The organism is Pelagibius litoralis (genome assembly GCF_011683915.1).
Taxonomy (GTDB): Bacteria; Pseudomonadota; Alphaproteobacteria; order Kiloniellales; family Kiloniellaceae; genus Pelagibius; species Pelagibius litoralis.
The window spans coordinates 107,448-121,860 of record NZ_JAAQPH010000004.1 but is presented as its reverse complement, the minus strand read 5'-3'; the positions used below and the strand labels follow the sequence as shown (position 1 = coordinate 121,860).

Annotated in this window: 15 protein-coding genes; 2 read left to right on the top strand and 13 right to left on the bottom strand. The window is 64.8% G+C overall.

Features of this window, described 5'->3' with window-relative positions; genetic code table 11:
• Positions 1–29: 29 nt before the first annotated feature.
• The 3 genes from HBA54_RS06580 to HBA54_RS06570 all read right to left on the bottom strand — a co-directional run bounded on the left by HBA54_RS06580 (position 30) and on the right by HBA54_RS06570 (position 3,033).
• On the bottom strand, positions 30–350 hold the full coding sequence (locus tag HBA54_RS06580) for a hypothetical protein (protein WP_167222657.1): 321 nt from the start codon (positions 348–350) through the stop codon (positions 30–32).
• A gap of 519 nt (positions 351–869) precedes the next feature.
• Positions 870–2,231, bottom strand: a complete 1,362-nt coding sequence (locus HBA54_RS06575) for an NAD(P)H-dependent oxidoreductase (RefSeq protein WP_167222655.1) — start codon at positions 2,229–2,231, stop codon at positions 870–872.
• Positions 2,232–2,238: 7 nt separating this feature from the next.
• Positions 2,239–3,033 carry a phytanoyl-CoA dioxygenase family protein gene (locus HBA54_RS06570; RefSeq protein ID WP_167222653.1) on the bottom strand — a complete coding sequence of 265 codons (795 nt, stop codon included), beginning with the start codon at positions 3,031–3,033 and terminating at the stop codon, positions 2,239–2,241.
• Positions 3,034–3,249: 216 nt separating this feature from the next.
• Here HBA54_RS06570 and HBA54_RS06565 point away from each other — a divergent pair, with 216 nt between their 5' ends.
• Positions 3,250–3,456, top strand: coding sequence for a DUF6494 family protein (locus HBA54_RS06565; RefSeq protein ID WP_167222651.1), 207 nt, complete (start codon positions 3,250–3,252; stop codon positions 3,454–3,456).
• Here HBA54_RS06565 and HBA54_RS06560 read toward each other — a convergent pair.
• The 10 genes from HBA54_RS06560 to HBA54_RS06515 form a co-directional block, all read right to left on the bottom strand.
• Positions 3,453–4,541 carry a glycerophosphodiester phosphodiesterase gene (locus HBA54_RS06560; RefSeq protein ID WP_167222649.1) on the bottom strand — a complete coding sequence of 363 codons (1,089 nt, stop codon included), beginning with the start codon at positions 4,539–4,541 and terminating at the stop codon, positions 3,453–3,455. The two genes, HBA54_RS06565 and HBA54_RS06560, sit on opposite strands and share 4 nt — an antisense overlap.
• The gene (locus tag HBA54_RS06555) at positions 4,513–4,764 is read right to left on the bottom strand and encodes a hypothetical protein (RefSeq protein WP_167222647.1); all 252 of its coding nucleotides are present in this window, start codon (positions 4,762–4,764) and stop codon (positions 4,513–4,515) included. The genes HBA54_RS06560 and HBA54_RS06555 overlap by 29 nt, the downstream gene beginning before the upstream one ends.
• A gap of 153 nt (positions 4,765–4,917) precedes the next feature.
• Positions 4,918–5,361 carry a hypothetical protein gene (locus HBA54_RS06550; protein WP_167222645.1) on the bottom strand — a complete coding sequence of 148 codons (444 nt, stop codon included), beginning with the start codon at positions 5,359–5,361 and terminating at the stop codon, positions 4,918–4,920.
• Between the two features lie 323 nt (positions 5,362–5,684).
• Positions 5,685–6,038, bottom strand: a complete 354-nt coding sequence (locus HBA54_RS06545; protein ID WP_167222643.1) for a hypothetical protein — start codon at positions 6,036–6,038, stop codon at positions 5,685–5,687.
• A 73-nt stretch (positions 6,039–6,111) separates the two neighbouring features.
• Positions 6,112–6,891, bottom strand: coding sequence for a succinate dehydrogenase iron-sulfur subunit (locus HBA54_RS06540; RefSeq protein WP_167222641.1), 780 nt, complete (start codon positions 6,889–6,891; stop codon positions 6,112–6,114).
• 65 nt (positions 6,892–6,956) lie between these two features.
• On the bottom strand, positions 6,957–8,744 hold the full coding sequence (gene sdhA / locus HBA54_RS06535) for a succinate dehydrogenase flavoprotein subunit (RefSeq protein WP_167222639.1): 1,788 nt from the start codon (positions 8,742–8,744) through the stop codon (positions 6,957–6,959).
• 105 nt (positions 8,745–8,849) lie between these two features.
• A complete protein-coding gene (sdhD, locus tag HBA54_RS06530; RefSeq protein ID WP_167222637.1) occupies positions 8,850–9,227 on the bottom strand; it encodes a succinate dehydrogenase, hydrophobic membrane anchor protein in 378 nt (125 codons plus the stop codon).
• 1 nt (position 9,228) lies between these two features.
• Positions 9,229–9,624: a succinate dehydrogenase, cytochrome b556 subunit gene (gene sdhC, locus HBA54_RS06525; protein WP_167222635.1), complete on the bottom strand. Its 396-nt coding sequence runs from the start codon at positions 9,622–9,624 to the stop codon at positions 9,229–9,231.
• A gap of 1,463 nt (positions 9,625–11,087) precedes the next feature.
• The gene (locus tag HBA54_RS06520; protein ID WP_167222633.1) at positions 11,088–12,140 is read right to left on the bottom strand and encodes a MaoC family dehydratase; all 1,053 of its coding nucleotides are present in this window, start codon (positions 12,138–12,140) and stop codon (positions 11,088–11,090) included.
• A 14-nt stretch (positions 12,141–12,154) separates the two neighbouring features.
• Positions 12,155–13,036, bottom strand: a complete 882-nt coding sequence (locus HBA54_RS06515) for an HpcH/HpaI aldolase/citrate lyase family protein (RefSeq protein WP_167222631.1) — start codon at positions 13,034–13,036, stop codon at positions 12,155–12,157.
• 210 nt (positions 13,037–13,246) lie between these two features.
• On the opposite strand from HBA54_RS06515, the gene pdxY reads away from it, so the two are divergent.
• Entirely contained in the window at positions 13,247–14,101 is an 855-nt protein-coding gene (gene pdxY / locus HBA54_RS06510; protein WP_167222629.1) for a pyridoxal kinase PdxY, read from the top strand.
• Positions 14,102–14,413 lie beyond the last annotated feature (312 nt).

Below are 14,413 nucleotides of genomic sequence, written 5' to 3'. Positions count from 1 at the left end.
AGGCTTGCCAGGCCGTTGTCGGATTGTTTTCAGACAGCCGGGTCCTGCGCTATCTGGATCGGCGACTTGCGCCAGCCATCGCCGGAGGAGACCATGCAGGTCGGGCCGCCGGGCACGGTCACGAGTATGGTCCAGGAACCAGCAGGGCTCGCCAGAATCTCGATCAGGGAACCGGTCGAGGTCACGCCCATGTTGACCGGCGCTTCCTTGTAATTCTTCGACAGGCTCTGCAACAGCGCTTCGCGGGGTGCGCACTGCGGCCCCTGGGCCTCTGCAGAACCGGAAAATGCGGTTGTCGCCGCAACGATCAGGGGGGCAGCCAACGCAAGCGCAAGGATCGACGCGTTCAAACGCTTCCGCGGGCTCCTTTCAAATAAAGTTATCTTGCTCATGGCTTACGCCTCCTTAAAATTTCTTCGACTGTCTTATCTGTCGAAACGACTCTGTTCTTCGTTCATATAAGACTAACGTCGAAGCGACCGGGATATTCCCGATCCAAGGACCCATCATGACTTTGCTGTTGTGGAAAGGCGGTGGGTTTTACCACAGGCCCCGGGCTCTTTCGGCTGAGCCGGGCGGCCTTTGCGACACAAAGGCCTTACGCCTTTTAGCTGTCGCTAAACCCTTTTTATCTCGCGGCTTTTCACGCTCTTAAGGGGAGCCAACCCAGTCCCTCAACCGGGAAAACCGCGACAGGTCCTCAATCTTTGCCGAACCTAATGAGAGGTGAGCTCTCAAGTATTAATCTGGGGTTGGGAGTAATGATTCGCAAGGGAAGGTCACGCAGGCTTGAAGAACCCGAAGCGCAGGGATTTAGACCTATCTTTGGTATCTGTGTTTCAACCAGCGCCGAAAAAACCGAGAACGTTCTATTCCGCCGCGGCGGCTTTCCGGCTCGCGAAGTGTTGTTCCATCTCGCGGCGGCAGGCGACAGTGGCGTCTGCTGAATCGATAGCGACATCGTCCCAGGAAAGCGCCGCATCCTCGGCCACCGGCCGGGCCAGCTTGACACCCTGGGCAAGACCAAGCGGCAGGCAGGCGGCGCGCAGACTTTCCGCCGCCGGCATCAGTTTGCCCCAGACCGTATAGCCGCCTTCGCCGTCCAGGGTTTCGCCGGCCTGAAGATCGCGCTTGGCGGTGGCAACGACATCGCCGCTCCAGCCGCAGGCGGCGCCAGTCGCCTGCCCCAGGAGGCCGGCATAGGCAACGGAGATGCCGAGTTCCAGGCCGATCAGGTGATAAGGCTTGTACATCGCCGCATAGCGTCCGCTGGGATCGGTCGCCAGACCGTACTCGCCGAAGCAACGCCTGGCATAATCACTCGGTGCTTCAAAGACGACATAGACGCCCCAGCGCAGGTCGCGCTCGATGGTGCTGCCGTCACGCGCCAGGGAGGAGATCACCTCCACCTGGCCCTTATGGTGGAGACAGCCGCCCTCGCTTGCCGGCCGAAGAACGCTCGCCAGGCTTTCAGCATCGACGGGCGGAAATTCCAGGCCGCCCGGTGCCGGCGAAAGCCCCGTCGCATTGGCCACCGCCGCCATCTCGATCGCCGACTTGGTGCCGTCCATGAAGGAGTTGAACATCTGCGGGTTCATGCCGCCCTCGGCCGCCGCCTCGGCGGTGATGCCGTAATGCTGCCACACGTCGTCGGGGGTCAGCTTGTGATAGGACGGCAGGTACTTGGTGCCCTTGCCCGCCGCCACCACCGGAAAGCCGCAGGTCCGCGCCCAGTCGACCATCTCGCAGATCAGGGCCGGCTGGTCGCCGTAAGCCAGGCTGTAGACCAGACCGGCCTTTGCCGCCTCTGCGGCCAGCAGCGGCCCGGCCAGGGCGTCGGCCTCGACGTTCACCATCACCATGTGCTTGCCGTTCTCGCGCGCCAGGCGGGCGTGGCGGATGCCGGCGGCGGGATGACCGGTGGCGTCGATCATCACCTCGATGACGTCGCTGCGCAGCAGCGCTTCGGCATCCTCTGTGATCCAGGTGCGCCCCAGCGCCATCGCGGTGTCCATATCAGGCGCCGTGAAACGTTCCTCCGGCCAACCGGCATTGGCGAGAGAGCTGCGCGCTTTTTCCGGCGCCAGGTCGGCGATGGCCACGACATGGAAACCCGGCGTCAGCGCGGCCTGCGCCAGGAACATGGTGCCGAACTTGCCGGCGCCGATCAGCCCGATGCGAACGGGCTTTCCTTCCGCCGCACGGCGGCCAAGCAGAGCATGAAGGTTCATCGCGTCGTTACTCCGCTGCTTGTTGGGCGGCCAGTTCGGCCAGGCAGTCGTCGGCCAGCGGCGCGATGGGCGCGAAGTCGCGGTGCGCCACCCATTCCGGCCGCTTGAACTGACGGATGTGATTGTCGACGTGACAGAGTGAGAGATAGACGATGGTCCGCCCCCAGGGGCTGATATTGGGCGGGCTGGCGTGGACCAGGTTGCAGTGGAACATCAGCAGCGATCCGGCGGGGCCGGTCGGCGCGACGATGCCGCCTTGTTCCGCAAGGCGGGTGACGGTTTCCCGATCCAGGGTCCAGAGCGGATAAGACGTCGTCTCCAGGTCGTGGCCGGCTTCCAGCACCCCGTCCTTGTGACTGCGCGGGATGAACATCAGCGGGCCGCTCACCGGCGTCACGTCATCGACGAAGACCGCGATGTTCATCGCCCGTGCTTCCGGCATCGCGTCGTCGCGCGCCCAGGTGCCGTAGTCCTGGTGCCACTGCCAGACATCGCCGTCGAAGGCCGCCTTGGCGTTCACCTTGTACTGGTGCAGATAGACCGGCCCGTCCAGCAACTGCATCACCGGTTCCACCAGGCGCGGATGCAGGCCCAGGCGGCGAAAAGGCTCGCTGTAGGTCTGCGCCGCAAAGGCGGTGCGCGGCGCGCCGGAGTCCTCGCGCCAGACCTCCTCACGCTCCAGAGAGAAGACCCTCGCCGCCTCGCGCCGCAACAGCGCGGCCTCCGCCGGAGAAAAAACCTCCGGCAGGAAGAGATACCCTTCGCGGTCGAAATCCGCGCGTTGAGTTTCGGTCAAGAGCATCTGTGTCTCCCTCTATCTTCGGCGTCGCCTTCGCATTTTGTTGCGGCGATCTTCCTGTTTTTATGCCTTCCAGTATCCACATAAGCAGCGGTCTTGGCAAAGCAAGCCAGGATATAGGAGGGCTTCAGACGCAGAAGCCTTGGCGCAGGCCCCCGGGACGGTTATCTAGAGCGCAAGGCAGCAGCCCACCCACAACAGAGTCAGGAGTTCCCGGTCATGAACGAAGAAACCTTCAACATGGAACTGCGCAAGTTCCTGAAGAAAGTCGGCGTCACCTCGCAGCGTGAGATCGAGACCGCCGTGCGCGCCGCCATCGATGCCGGCAAGCTGAACGGGTCGGAAACCCTGAAGGCCAAGGTGGTGCTCACCATCGACGGCCTGGACCTGAACCAGGAGATCGCCGGCGACATCTCGCTCGGCTAGCTGCCGGGATACGCCCGCGGCAGGGGCAGGCCCTTCTGGCGCATGACGTCGCGCGCCCGGTCCGGATAATCGGTGATGATGCCGTCGACGCCCAGGTCGATCAGCGTGGCCATGTCGCCTGGGTCGTTCACGGTCCAGACCACGACCCGAAGGCCCAGCGCCTGGGCTTCCCTCAGGTCCTGTTCCTTCAGGTCGCGGTAATAGGGCGACCAGACCGCGCCGCCGGCCGCCTTCACCACCGCCGGCGGAGTCACCTCGGCCCAGTTGACGGCGAGGCCGCCGATCCAGGGCGAGGGAGCACTCTCGCCTCGGCCCAGATTGTCGAGCCAGGACTGCTCCGCCGTCAGGTAGACGGTTTCGATCTCCGGCGCCTGTTCCTGGACCAGGAGCAGCGTGCGCCAGTCGAAGGACTGCACGGCGGCGCGCCCGGCCACATCCGCGGCGCGGATCGCCGCCACCAAAGCCGATACAAAAACCTCCGGCTCGGCTGAGTCCTCCGGCGACAGGGGCGAGATCTTGGTTTCGATGTTGTAGCGGACCTGCCCGCCGCTGAGCGCTTCCGCCCGCGCCAGTACCGCCGCCAGCGTCGGGATCGCCACGCCGTCGAGACCGGCCTGTGCAGGATAACGTTCCGCCAGCCGGCCACCGGGTTTGGCGCGGCCGATGTCATAGGCTTCCAGTTCGGCATGGCCGAGGTCGATCAGCGCGGCGGTAGAGTCCGCGCTCAGCCAGTTGCCTTGGGCATCGCGGGTGCGCTCCGGCATCAGGCGGCGGTCGTGATGCACCACCACCACAGCGTCGGCGGTCATTACCGTGTCGAGCTCCAGGGTCGTCACCCCCAAGGCCAGCGCCTTCTCGAAAGCCGGCAGGCTGTTCTCCGGCATCAGACCGCGGGCGCCGCGGTGCCCCTGGAGATCAAAGGTCTTGGCCAGCAGTCCTCTTTCGGCATCCGGCGTCTCGCCGGGAAAGAACACCCCGGTCAGCGCCAGGACGATCAAAAAGCCGGTCGCCAGCAACCAGAAGCGCGAGCTGCGCGACAGCCTGCGCTGCGAGCCTTCAGGTCTTGTCAGCTTCGGCTCGTTCAAGATCGGTGTCTTCCGCCTTCGCAAGAGTATTCAGGGCCGCCCGCATCCAAGCGCCGGTCGCCCGCGTGAGAGGTTCCGCCGCCGCCTCCAGCACGGCGGTCGCGGCGGCCAGCTGCTCCGGTTTCTTGTTCTGGCTCAGCTTGGCCTTGGCTTCCAGCCGGGTCAGCGGCATTTCAAACGCCACCAGCCCGCGCATCATGGCCTGCATGAAGGCGGCATCCAAGCCCGCCGTCGACCAGGGCTCGGACTGCCCATCCTCCTGGACCGCGAGCGGAGTGCCACGCTAAGCGGTCGCCGGGCCTGCGGAAAGGGCCGGTCGACAGCGGCCCTGTAGGACCACTGCCGACCCAGACCTTCCCACGCCCTTCGACCCCCCTCACGACCAGGAAAGCGGTTGAATGACCAGCGGCAGTTCGAAGCACACGCCCACACCCGTCAGCGACGGGACCCGCAGGCCCGATACCGAAGGCAGCAGCCGATGGCCGCCGATCCGCCGTGCCAGGAACGCGGCCTCGTTCTGCAGGAGGGCGGCGACACCGGCGGCGCGGTGAATGCGGTCGACGGCAAAGGCCAGGATCACGGCGTCCCCCGGCTGCACGCCCCGCGCCGCCTGAGGCGCGCGAATCGCAAAGCGCAGATAGCCGGCAATACCGCCGAGGCCGTGCGGGCACCTTACCAGCGCCACCAGGGTTTCGCAGACCGCCACACTGCGGGGTTGGGTCGTCAGCGCAGACTCCTCCCCCGCCGCCGCGGCCAGGCGCAGCAGTTCGTACCAACGCGGGTTGGCCCGCGTCCATTGCTGTACAAAGTACTCAGACATGGATCACCTCACCCAGCCGCTATGCCGGCCGTGAGCGTTCTATAGAAAAGCAGGACGAAGCCGAACCGCTTCAAGACGAAGGGGCGCGGCGGCAACCTGCGGCAAATCGATTTTAGGAGGCGATAGCCCTAAGGCGTGCCCGTCGCGAAAGCCGCAGCATGTCGGGAGGCATGAACCAAATCATCGCGATTTCCTTCCCTGGCGGTTGACGGGACATGGCGACATCGTGATGTCGCCGGATTGGGGACCATACCCGCTTCAGCGGAAGCTTCAACCGGTGACGGAATTTGTCACAGGAAATGGCGGCATCGCCAAGATCGTCGTCACCGCCGCCCGCCAACAACGAGCCGATAGACAATCAGCGTGACCAGGGCATAGACGAAGTTCAGCGCCAGCACCGTGGTCCAGGCTGTCATCGCGCCGAGGCCGAGCTTGGCCAGCAGCGACGGCGCCAGGGTCAGCAGCAACAGTGCGACGACCGCCCCGGCCGGCCCGCGGATCAGGCGATAGATGATCGGCAGAGCCGCCGCGAAGAGGATGCCAATAGCATAGCGATTCGGCACAGCGGCCAGGCGGGCAAAAAGATCGGGATTGAGAAAAAGCGCCGCCGCCGCGGCGTTCGCCAGCGTACCGGCAGCGCCGCCCAGCACGACCGCCAGGATTGTTCTGATCATCATGGCTTAGAGATAGGCCTAGCCGATCCCCAAAGCCAGGGGGAAAGTTGCGCCGCCCCTTTGAGCGCGCGCAGCCTCAGCCTTTGCGCTCGACCATCAGCTTTTTGATTTCGGCGATGGCCTTGGCGGGATTGAGACTCTTCGGGCAGGTCTTGGTGCAGTTCATGATGGTGTGGCAGCGGTAGAGCCGGAAGGGGTCTTCCAGCTGATCGAGCCGTTCGCCCGTCGCCTCATCGCGGCTGTCGACGATCCATCGATAGGCCTGCAACAGGATGGCGGGGCCGAGATAGCGGTCGCCGTTCCACCAGTAGCTGGGGCAGGAGGTCGAGCAGGAAAAGCAGAGAATGCATTCCCAGAGGCCGTCCAGCCTGGCGCGTTCTTCCGGGCTCTGCGCGCGCTCGCGCTCCGGCGCCGGGGTCTCGGTCTTCAGCCAGGGCTCGATGGAGGCATACTGCGCGTAGATCTGGGTCAGGTCCGGCACCAGGTCCTTCACCACCGGCATGTGCGGCAGCGGGTAGACCTTCACATCGCCGCCGATTTCGCTCAGGTACTTGGTGCAGGCCAGGGTGTTGGTGCCGTCGATGTTCATGGCGCAGGAGCCGCAGACCCCCTCGCGGCAGGACCGCCGGAAGGTGAGGGTCGGATCGATCTCGTTCTTGATCTTGATCAGCGCGTCGAGAACCATCGGCCCGCAGTCGTCAAGGTCGACCTCAAAGCTGTCGACCTTGGGGTTTTCCTCGTCATCGGGATTCCAGCGATAGACCTTGAAGGTCTTTGTCTTGGCGGCACCGGCGGGCTTGGGCCAGGACTTGCCGGTACCGACCTTGGAATTGGCGGGGAGTGCTAACTCGACCATCGAAATCTTTCTCTAGCAACTGTGCTGTTGATCGGGGTTTCTGCCCGGGAGCCTCCGGTGAACATTCAGTAGACCCGCGCCTTGGGCGGGAAGGTCTGAACCTCGTTGGTCAGGGTATTGAGGCTGACCGGCCGGCTGCTGAAGCGCACCTTGCCATCCTCACCGCACCATACCAGCGAGTGTTTCATCCAGTTCACGTCGTCGCGCTCGGCAAAATCCTCACGCGCGTGGGCGCCACGGCTTTCCGTGCGATTGGCGGCGGATTCCATGGTTACCTTGGCCTGGAACATCAGGTTGTCGAGTTCCAGGGATTCGACGAGATCGGAATTCCAGATCATCGAACGGTCGGTGACCACAAGGTCGCTGCGCTTCTGCCAGGCGGCGTCGAGTTTCTCGACACCCTCGACCAGGGACTCGCCGGTGCGGAAGACCGCGGCATGATCCTGCATGGCGCGCTGCATCTCGCCGCGCAGCTCCGCCGTCGCGGTGCCGCCCTTGGCGTGGCGGGTTCTGTCCAGGCGGTCGAGCGCAGAGTCGCCGGCATCGTCGGGCAGCGGGCGCTGCTTGTCGCCGGGCGTCAGGATCTCGGCACAGCGCTTGGCGGCGGAACGCCCGAAGACGACAAGGTCGAGCAGAGAGTTGGAGCCCAGGCGGTTGGCGCCGTGCACCGACACACAGGCTGCCTCGCCGATCGCCATCAGCCCGGGAACCACGGTGTTGGGATCGCCGTTCTTCTCGGTCACCGCCTCGCCGCTCCACAGCGCCGGGATGCCGCCCATGTTGTAGTGGCAGGTCGGCAGCACGGGGATCGGTTCCTTGGTCACGTCGACCCCGGCGAAAATGCGCGCCGATTCGGAAATGCCGGGCAGGCGCTCATGCAGCAGCGCCGGGTCGAGATGTTCCAGATGCAGATGAATATGATCGTCGCCGCCGCCGACGCCGCGGCCGTCGCGGATCTCCATGGTCATGGCGCGGCTGACCACGTCGCGGCTGGCCAGATCCTTGGCCGAAGGCGCATAGCGCTCCATGAAGCGTTCGCCCTCTGAATTGGTGAGGTAGCCGCCCTCGCCGCGCGCGCCCTCGGTAATCAGGGTCCCGGCGCCGTAGATGCCGGTCGGGTGGAACTGCACGAACTCCATGTCCTGCAGCGGCAGGCCGGCCCGCGCCACCATGGCGTTGCCGTCGCCGGTCTGGGTGTGGGCCCCGGTGCAGGAGAAATAGACCCGGCCATAGCCGCCGGTGGCAATGATCACCATCTGGGCGCGGAAGCGGTGGATCGTGCCGTCGTCCAGGTTCCAGGCCATGATGCCGCGGCAGGAGCCGTCTTCCATGATCAGGTCGAGGGCGAAATACTCGATGAAGAATTCAGCGTGCTGGCGCAGGCTCTGCTGATAGAGCGTGTGCAGCATGGCATGGCCGGTACGGTCGGCCGCCGCGCAGGTGCGCTGGGCGATGCCCTCGCCGAAGTGGGTGGTCATGCCGCCGAAGGGTCGCTGATAGATCTTGCCGTCCTCGGTGCGGCTGAACGGCATGCCGTAGTGTTCGAGCTCCAAGATCGCCGGCGCCGCCTCGCGCACCATGTATTCGATGGCGTCCTGATCGCCGAGCCAGTCCGAGCCCTTCACCGTGTCGTACATGTGCCAGCGCCAGTCATCCTCGCCCATGTTGCCGAGCGAGGCGGAGACACCGCCCTGGGCGGCCACGGTATGGCTGCGCGTCGGGAACACCTTACTGATGCAGGCCGTCTTCAGGCCAGCCTCGGCCAGACCCAGGGTCGCCCGCAGGCCGGCGCCGCCGGCCCCGACCACGACGACGTCATAGGTGTGGTCGATTACCTCATAGGACTTGGTCATGCTCGGCCCTCAGTTCCCTCTGGGGTGTTTCTTTCCTGCCGCGTGCCCGGCGGACGCCAAACCGCGGACACCAACCACTGCCCGGGTCTGCCCGACGAACCGGTATTACCGGAACAGAAGCAGCAGAACGGACAATATTCCTGTCAACGCCAGGACGATTGCCGCCGCTTTTGCAAGCAGTAACCCGGCAATCTTAAACATTTCACTATGTACGTAGTCCTCGATCACCACTTGGACACCCAGATAGGCGTGATAAAAAGTCGCAGCGATCAGAAGGATCAGCAGACCCGCCACCAGAGGCGATCCGGCCCAGGCCGCCACCGCGGCATGATCGGCGCCGCTGAGCGAGACGACCGCAACGCAGAACCAGACCGTCAGCGGGATCAGGGCCAGCGCCGTGAGGCGCTGGGCCCACCAGTGACCGGTGCCATCCTTGGCGGAGCCGAGGCCGCGGACGCGCCCGAGGGGGGAACGAAGGCTCATCTCAGGCGCCCCCCATCATCGTATAGCCGAGGACCCAGCTGATCACGGTCAGCGCCAGGCCGGCGGCGAGCACCAGCCAGCCGGTGCGTGAAACGGTCTCGATCTCAAAGCCGTAACCCGCATCCCAGAAGAGGTGCCGGATGCCGTTGCAGAGGTGATAGAACAGCGCGAAGGTCCAACCGAAGAGCAGCAGGCGGCCGATGATCGAGCCGATCAGCGCCTGGGCGTCGGCAAAGGCCGCCGGCCCGCTTGCCGCCGCCGCCAGCCAGTAGACCAGCAACAGGGTTCCCACCGCCAGGGCGACGCCGGTGATGCGGTGCAGGATCGACAGCATCGACGTGATCTGCGGTCGGTAGACCTGCATATGCGGCGACAGGGGTCGGTTGGAACTGCTCATGCGCGGCTGCCTTTGGGCTCTGTGCCAGTTTGCGGGCTGACAGGTCTGGTCGTCATCTGGCCCGCCGCTGCGCTCGTGCGAAGAACACAGGACGGAGACGACAGTAATAGACGGCGAATCTCAACAATACCTCTAGACCGTTGTGATTTAGACCGCAGCGCAACACAAGTCAACGCGAGGCCCCTTCATGCCGCAGTTTTCCTGACGATTCGCGATACTCGATCAAGCGGTCCCGGACTCTTCCGGGGATGCCCGAAACACCGAAACGGTTACGGCGCCGGCCCCGCCGCGGACCGCGTTGCAACCACAGCGGTCCGGAGCGCCCCGATCAAAACTGTGGACAGAGCTGTGGGCAAGATGTGAAGGAATTGTGCAGCACTGGAGAAATTATGCACAAGATTTTGCGCCCTTGCCGACATTTCGTGTTGTCGATCTGAATGATTCAGGCGAGCATTCTCTTGCACGCGAAAGCGCCGGATGGCGGTAGATGCGGCCCTCCCGCGGGGCTTCGGTCCAACGGGGGAGCAGCTTGGAGTTTTTCGGGTCTCACGGTCTGAAACATGAAGGGTTGCGGCGGTCCCTGGGAACTTCGGTTCCTGCGGAACCGGTGGAGACTGGCTCTCGGGCCGGGCGACATGGGTTCTTCGGTCTTCGGACCAGGGGGTGTCGGCTTCAAGAACTTCTTCGGGAGTTGGCGAAGCCGGGGCGCAGCTCCAATGTCCGGGGGCGGGTTGCTTCTTCGGAGGCGGCTGGTCCGGCGCCGATGATCGGGTTGCCCTGCAGTTCTTGATCATTGGTTGGGAGATGTCGGTCAGATCATGCACCGTCATTTTCCGGCGACGGTCGCTCCCCTTCCCCGTGTCGGGGGGCTGGCCAGTCCGGGACGGCAGAACCTCTAACGGGGTTTTGTGCGGTTCTCAGGCCAAAGAGGGTTCGCTTGCGGACCGTCGGCGGCCAGGGAGGAGACCTCTTCGGGGGCCGCTTCCCGGGAATCGGGATCAGTGGGCGTGCCCTGCGCCGCCAACTGACGGGTGAAGGCTCTTCGGAGCGTTGCCTGGGCCTGGTCGGAAACGTTAGCGGAACGGCGGACTTCGGTCCGCAGTGAAGCAAATGTATCGGAAGCCGGAAGAGCGACAGCTAGATCGGACGGAGATCAACCAGGAGCGTTCGCTCCCCTCGGGGAGGGTTTTTGTCTCGCAGCGCCTTATCGGTCACGCCAGGCCCGGTATCAGTGCGCAGATGAAAACAAAGAACACTCTTGCCGCTGTGATCGCGCTGAGCTGGATCCAGCTCTTGAGGCGTCGGGTGTTGCCCTTTCTTCCGGGGCACAGCGCAGAAGAGGCTCGCCTCCTCTGCACCCGGCGCCTCAGTCATTACACGAGCGATTCACCGCTTTCAACTAAATTTTGTGTCCCTCTCAGGGAAAAACACAACACTTGGCGTAATATGCCCGGTTAGCCGGGTTAGGCGCGCGGCAGTAAGACGCTGTAATCGAGATCCAGCACCACGGCCGGGTGATAGCGGCCTTCCGCATCCTTGTAAGGAAAGCCGCCGCAGGCGTGGTCCTTGGCGGCAACGGTGCGCAGGCGCAGCACCGCGAGGTCCGGCCGTCCGGCGACCTCCGACTTATCGAGCACTTCCGACCAGGCGTAGATCGTATCCCCGGCAAAGCTGGGCGCGGCATGGGTGCCGCCGTTGATCGCCAGCAGCTTCACCGCCGTTCCCAGGCCGTTGAAGCTGAGCGCCCGCACCAGGGAGATCACATGGCCGCCATAGACGATGCGGCGCCCGAAACGCCCCTGGCCCTCGGCATGCTGGTTGAAGTGTACCCGCGCCGTGTTCTGGTAGAGCCGCGTCGCCAGTTGGTGCTCCGCCTCCTCGATGGTCATGGCATCGCCATGGTCGACCTTCTCGCCGATCCGATAATCATCCCAGCGATGGGGGCTGCCGGCAGCGGCAAAGTCGAAAGCTGAAAAATCGAGGCCTTGCGGAATCGCCTGACGATCAGCGCTCGCTGCGTCCGGCAGATCCGGCACCTGGGGTTCGGGGGCTGCCGAAGCCGGGTCCTTCTTGCGGACCATGACCCAGCGGATGTAGTCGGCGACCAGGGCGCCATCCTGATTCACGCCCCTGGTCCGGACGTAGACCACGCCGGTCTTGCCGTTGGAATTTTGCTTCACGCCGATCACTTCGCTTTCGGCGCTCAGGGTGTCGCCGGGATAGACCGGCGCGCCGAAGTGGCCGGCAGCATAACCGAGGTTGGCGACAGCGTTCAGCGAGACATCGGGCACCGTCTTGCCGAAGACCACGTGAAAGACCAGCAGGTCGTCGAGCGGCGCCTGCGCCAGGCCGAGTTGCCGGGCAAAGACGTCCGAAGACTGCAGGGCAAAGCGCGACCCGTAGAGCGCGGTGTAGAGCGCCTGGTCGCCTGCGGTCAGGGTCCGCGGCGTGGCATGGCGCAGCACCTGGCCCGGCTGGAAGTCTTCGAAAAAGTTGCCGGCGTTTTCCTTACTCATTCAAGGGGCCCCTTCTATGCGGCGTTTTCCATGCGGGCGATCGCCTCTGCCAGGGCAACCAGCCGCTCCGCCGCTTCGACATGCAGATTCTCAACCAGCTTGCCGTCGACCACCACGACGCCCTGGCCCGCCGCCGTCGCCTCGCCGTGAGCGGCGATGATCTTGTGCGACCAGGCAACCTCCTCAGCGGAGGGCGCGAAAACCTCGTTGGCCTTGGCGACCGTCTTGGGATGGATCAGGGTCTTGCCGTCGAAGCCCAGCTCCTTGCCCTGCAGGCAGTGATCGGCAAAGCCCGCGTCATCGGAGAGGTCGAGATGCACGCCGTCGACAATGGCAATGCCGTAGGCGCGCGCCGCCAGGATGCAGAGGCCGAGGCTGGTCAGTACCGGCAGGCGCGCCGGGGTATGGGCTGCCTGCAGATCCTTCACCAGATCCGACGTGCCCATCACCAGACAGGTGATGCGCGGCGAAGCCGCGGCAACCTGCTGGGCGTTCAACATGCCCAGCGGCGTCTCCATCATGCACATGATGCCCATGGTGTCGGGCGCCCCGGCAGCGGCCATGCGGGCCTCCAGATCCTGAACCATGGCCGCCGTTTCGACCTTCGGCAGCAGGATGGCATCGGCGCCCGAGGTTGCCATGACCTTCACATCGTCGTCACCCCAGGGGCTGTCGAAACCGTTCACCCGGACGATCAGCTCACGCGCGCCGTAGCCGCCCGCGGCGATGGCCTCGACGATCTGGCGGCGGGCGGTTTCCTTGGCCTCCGGCGCCACCGCGTCTTCCAGGTCCAGGATCAGCGCATCGGCCGGCAGGCCGCGCCCCTTTTCCAGCGCCCGCGCATTGGAGCCGGGCATGTAGAGGACCGAACGACGGGGCCGGGCGGTGTTCGACATAAAGGTTCTCTCCCTTTCCACTTTGCCCTTTCCACTTCAGGTGCCGATGCTTCGGCGGTATCGGGCAGGATGCGATTAAGACGGGGCAGCTATGACGGGGCGCGACTATAATGTAAGCGCGCTCTGTGGCAAGCTGCCGGACCCTGCCGCCCCCGACAGCCCTCATCCGATAGAACCCGCCTCCAAATCAACGGCCTCCGAAAATCCTCCATGAACGTGATCTCCATCCAGTCCCATGTCGCCTACGGCCATGTCGGCAATGCCGCCGCGGTTTTCCTGCTGCAGCGCCTCGGTTTTGAGGTCTGGCCGGTTCACACGGTGCAGTTCTCCAACCACACCGGCTATGGCGACTGGCAGGGGGATGTTTTCAAAGCCGACCATATCGCGGCGCTGATCGACGGGCTGGAGGCGCGCGGCGCCCTGGCGCGCTGCGACGCGCTGCTGTCCGGCTACGTCGGCGACGCGGCGCTGGGCGACGCCATCCTCGATGCCGCCGCGCGTATCCGCGCCGCCAACCCCAAGGCCGTCTATCTCTGCGATCCGGTAATGGGCGACCAGGGCACGGGGCTTTTCGTGCGCGACGGGGTGCCCGAATTCATGCGCGAGCGCGCCCTGCCCACCGCCGACTTTCTGACCCCCAACCTTTTCGAGCTGGAGATCCTGAGCGGACGCAAGCTGACCAACGAAGGCGAGACCCTGCAGGCTGCCAGGGAACTCCTGCTTCAGGGTCCCCGCGCCATTCTCGTCACCTCGCTGGAGCAGGCCGACGACGACACCACCATGGCCATGCTGGCGGTCACGACAGAGGGCAGCTGGCGGGTTACCTGTCCGCGCCTACCGACCCATCCGCTCACCAGCGGGGCTGGCGACTCCGTCGCCGCCCTCTTCCTGGGCCATCTGCTGAAAACCGCATCGGTGCCCGACGCCCTGGCGGCGGCGGCGGCGGGGATTTACGAGGTCCTGCGCAGCACCCTGGAAAGCGGCGAGCAGGAACTGCAGCTCATCGCCGCCCAGGAGCGGCTGCTGACCCCGCGCGAGCGCTTCACGGTCGAACAGATTTCCTGAGGGTACGCCCTTCCCATTCACGGCTTTCCTGGCTAAGAATAGGCCCTCCACAACTCAGGGCGCAGTCTGTTTTGCCATCGTAACCGCCGGTCTCACCAGTTCCACCAGTAACATCCGGCAGCGCTGAAGCGTTGCCGGCAGGATGAATGTGAGTTCCTCTTGGTGGCGGTTCGAGACCGGTATGGCACGGCTGGACCGCGACCGGCACCTCCGCCGCTCCGCGCCTGCCCCCCTTCGCCCCGCAAACCGTCGCCACACCGTGGCCCGATAGGCCCCTCTGCCGTCGTCTTGACGAACTTCCCAATGGGAAGA

Coding starts and splice junctions, on each gene's coding strand:
- HBA54_RS06575 (WP_167222655.1), bottom strand. CDS start 2,231: ATGAACCTTCATGCTCTGCTTGGCCGCCGTGCGGCGGAAGGAAAGCCC.
- HBA54_RS06570 (WP_167222653.1), bottom strand. CDS start 3,033: ATGCTCTTGACCGAAACTCAACGCGCGGATTTCGACCGCGAAGGGTAT.
- HBA54_RS06565 (WP_167222651.1), top strand. CDS start 3,250: ATGAACGAAGAAACCTTCAACATGGAACTGCGCAAGTTCCTGAAGAAA.
- HBA54_RS06550 (WP_167222645.1), bottom strand. CDS start 5,361: ATGTCTGAGTACTTTGTACAGCAATGGACGCGGGCCAACCCGCGTTGG.
- HBA54_RS06545 (WP_167222643.1), bottom strand. CDS start 6,038: ATGATGATCAGAACAATCCTGGCGGTCGTGCTGGGCGGCGCTGCCGGT.
- HBA54_RS06540 (WP_167222641.1), bottom strand. CDS start 6,891: ATGGTCGAGTTAGCACTCCCCGCCAATTCCAAGGTCGGTACCGGCAAG.
- sdhA (WP_167222639.1), bottom strand. CDS start 8,744: ATGACCAAGTCCTATGAGGTAATCGACCACACCTATGACGTCGTCGTG.
- sdhD (WP_167222637.1), bottom strand. CDS start 9,227: ATGAGCCTTCGTTCCCCCCTCGGGCGCGTCCGCGGCCTCGGCTCCGCC.
- sdhC (WP_167222635.1), bottom strand. CDS start 9,624: ATGAGCAGTTCCAACCGACCCCTGTCGCCGCATATGCAGGTCTACCGA.
- HBA54_RS06520 (WP_167222633.1), bottom strand. CDS start 12,140: ATGAGTAAGGAAAACGCCGGCAACTTTTTCGAAGACTTCCAGCCGGGC.
- HBA54_RS06515 (WP_167222631.1), bottom strand. CDS start 13,036: ATGTCGAACACCGCCCGGCCCCGTCGTTCGGTCCTCTACATGCCCGGC.
- pdxY (WP_167222629.1), top strand. CDS start 13,247: ATGAACGTGATCTCCATCCAGTCCCATGTCGCCTACGGCCATGTCGGC.